Source organism: Hydrogenophaga sp., assembly GCF_041633695.1.
In the GTDB taxonomy this organism is placed as follows: Bacteria; Pseudomonadota; Gammaproteobacteria; order Burkholderiales; family Burkholderiaceae_C; genus Hydrogenophaga.
The window spans coordinates 1-2360 of sequence record NZ_JBFJMY010000569.1; the positions used below are offsets into that span (position 1 = coordinate 1).

Here is a 2360-nt window from a genome sequence, read left to right on the forward strand (position 1 = left end):
AAGCCGACCTTCGTCGCCCTGCTGGGGCTGGCGGCGGCGCAAGCCTACGCCCAGGCGGTGCTGGACCAAGCACACGATGCGCTGAACGCCAGCGGATTGCCCCATTCCACCCACTTGCATGCCCTGGCCGACTGGGTCGGGCAACGCACGCATTGAGGCCGCGCCCAGAGCCGCGACCACAGAACGCCTACCTATGAGTCCATTGCTGCCCACTATCCAGTCGCCCGCCGACTTGCGCCGTCTCTCCCGCTCCCAGCTCGTGCCACTGGCCGACGAGTTGCGCGCCTTTGTGCTGGACAGCGTCTCGCGCACCGGTGGACACCTCAGCTCCAACCTGGGCACGGTGGAGCTTACGGTGGCTTTGCACTACGTGTTCAATACGCCCGAAGACCGCCTGGTCTGGGACGTGGGCCACCAGACCTATCCGCACAAGATTCTCACCGGTCGGCGCGACCAGATGCACACGCTGCGCCAGCAAGATGGCATCAGCGGTTTTCCGCGTCGCGAAGAAAGCGAATACGACACCTTTGGCACGGCGCATTCGTCCACCAGCATCTCGGCGGCGCTGGGCATGGCGCTGGCCGCCAAAATCCAGGGCGACGGTCGCCACTCCGTTGCCATCATCGGCGACGGCGCCATGACCGCAGGCATGGCGTTTGAGGCACTGAACAACGCGGGCATTGCAGAGGGTCGGTTGCTGGTGGTGCTGAACGACAACGACATGTCGATCTCGCCGCCGGTGGGTGCACTCAACCGCTACCTGGCGCAACTCATGAGTGGTCAGTTTTATGCGGCCGCCAAGAATGTGGGCAAGCAGGTGCTCAAGGGCGCGCCGCCCTTGTTTGAGCTGGCCAAGCGGCTGGAAGAGCACGCTAAAGGCATGGTGGTGCCGGCCACCTTGTTTGAAAAATTCGGCTTCAACTACATCGGCCCGATCGATGGCCACGATCTCGATTCCCTGATCCCCACGCTGGAAAATATTCGCCATTTGCTGGACACCGACAGCGGCCCGCAGTTTCTGCATGTGGTGACCAAAAAAGGGCAGGGCTACAAGCTGGCCGAAGCCGATCCGGTGGCCTACCACGGCCCTGGCAAGTTCGACCCGGCCGTGGGCTTGACCAAGCCCAGCACGCCAGCCAAGACCACCTTCACGCAGGTGTTCGGACAATGGTTGTGCGACATGGCGGCGGCAGACAAACGGCTGGTGGGCATCACGCCGGCCATGCGCGAAGGCTCGGGCATGGTGGAGTTTGAACGGCGCTTTCCGCGCCGCTATTTCGACGTCGGCATTGCAGAGCAGCACGCCGTCACCTTCGCCGCTGGCCTGGCCTGTGAAGGGCTCAAGCCGGTGGTGGCGATCTATTCCACCTTCTTGCAGCGCGCCTACGACCAGCTCATCCACGATGTGGCGCTGCAAAATCTGCCGGTGGTTTTTGCGCTCGACCGCGCCGGTCTGGTGGGGGCCGATGGCGCCACCCACGCCGGCGCCTACGACATCGCCTACTTGCGCTGCATTCCCAATATGGGCATCGCCTGTCCGGCCGATGAGGCCGAGTGCAGGCAACTGCTCAGCAGTGCGTTCGAACAAGACCACCCGGTGGCCGTGCGCTATCCGCGTGGTGCCGGCGCGGGCGTGGTGCCATCCACGTCGCTGGAGAGCCTGCCGTATGGCCGTGGCGAGCTGCGCCGCCAAGGGCGCGGTGTCGCCATTCTGGCCTTTGGTTCGTTGCTCCAGCCGGCCTTGCAGGCCGGCCATGCCATGGATGCCACCGTGGCCAATATGCGCTGGGTCAAACCGCTGGATCTGGCATTGCTGCGCGAGCTGGCAGCCAAACACGACGCTTTCGTGACGGTGGAAGAGGGCAGCGTCATGGGCGGTGCCGGCAGTGCGGTGATGGAGGCCTTGCATGCCGAAGGCATTCAGCTGCCGGTGCTGCCGCTGGGCCTGCCCGACCGCTTCATCGAACACGGTGACCATGGTCGGCTGCTGGCGGCATAAGGCCTGGATGCCGCAGGCATCGAGCGCGCGGTGCGCGGCCGTTTCGCGGCTTGGCTGGCACCACTGCCCAGTTTGAAAGTCGTGGTCTGAGTACATGGCATCGGGCCTCGCATGGCGTGCTTGCCTGCGGTTCGATGACCTGAAGAGAAGCGATCATTTCTGACGTGAAACTTGCGCGGACGGCGCTGCGTGATGAATTTATTTCACACCAATTGAAGCGAATTGCAGAGCGCCGATCCCGCCCCGGTTTCCCAGCAAATGCGGACATCTCAATAGTGCGTAGAAGTACGCGCAAGGGAAAACCCGAGACGAAAATGCGGTCCGCAGTCCATACAATGGCGAGGCCTTGTATGCACTGGGA

The 2360-nt window shown here is 63.5% G+C and carries 1 protein-coding gene; it reads left to right on the forward strand.

Annotation, left to right across the window (positions count from 1 at the left end; genetic code table 11):
- Positions 1 to 193 precede the first annotated feature (193 nt).
- Positions 194 to 1999 (forward strand): 1-deoxy-D-xylulose-5-phosphate synthase, encoded by a 1806-nt coding sequence (dxs, locus tag ABYB95_RS21790; protein ID WP_372661882.1) that lies wholly within the window; start codon positions 194 to 196, stop codon positions 1997 to 1999.
- The last annotated feature ends 361 nt before the right edge of the window (positions 2000 to 2360 follow it).